Origin of the sequence: Neorhizobium sp. BETTINA12A, from assembly GCF_023006485.1 — a bacterium.
GTDB lineage: Bacteria > Pseudomonadota > Alphaproteobacteria > Rhizobiales > Rhizobiaceae > Neorhizobium.
Window position 1 is genome coordinate 1 of sequence record NZ_JALBGW010000352.1, and the last position, 790, is coordinate 790.

The window sequence follows — 790 nt, forward strand, 5'->3', positions numbered from 1 at the left end:
CCGGTTGAGCACGAGCAGCGGGCGGTCGCCGTCGCCTTCCATGACCGTCTGGCCGTGCGGCGTGTCGACGTCGATGGTGCGGAACCAGCGGCCCCAGGCGGGCGGGTTCGAGTTGGAGCCGTCGAGGCCGCGGGTCACGGGGTGCTTTTCACCCTCCGGCGACAGATGCGGATAGAAGGCGGCGCTGTGGATTTCGCCGGTCGGGGCGGCCGGCAGGACCTGTTCGAGCGGCGTGGATGCAATCGAATCCTCGCCGGCATGTTCGGGGCCAGCGGCGATCAGCAGCGCGCCACCATTGTTCACGTACTGGGCGATGTAATCGTAATAGAGGATCGGCAGCACGCCGCGATGCTTGTAGCGGTCGAAGATGATCAGGTCGAAATCCTTGATCTTCTCGACGAACAGTTCGCGGGTCGGGAAGGCGATCAGCGACAGTTCGTTGATCGGCGTGCCATCCTGCTTTTCCGGCGGGCGCAGGATGGTGAAGTGGACGAGGTCGACCGAGGCATCGGACTTCAACAGGTTACGCCAGGCGCGCTCGCCGGCGTGCGGTTCGCCGGAGACGAGCAGGACGCGAAGGTTCTGGCGGATACCGTCGATCACGTGGACGGCGCGGTTGTTGGCGGTCGTCACCTCGCCCGGAAGCTCGGCGACCGAAAATTCCATGACGTTGTTGCCGCCGCGCGGAACCGTGAAGGAGAAGGGCGTCTCCTGGTCGGGCGTGGCGCGCAGCGTCGCCGTCTGCTGGCCGTTCATGCGCACGGTCACCTGCGCCGGTCCGCCGCCGGTG

The 790-nt window shown here is 66.5% G+C and carries 1 pseudogene; it reads right to left on the reverse strand.

What is annotated here, in order from left to right:
- A pseudogene (locus MOV61_RS30105) lies at window positions 1-790 on the reverse strand (hypothetical protein); the annotation flags it as partial.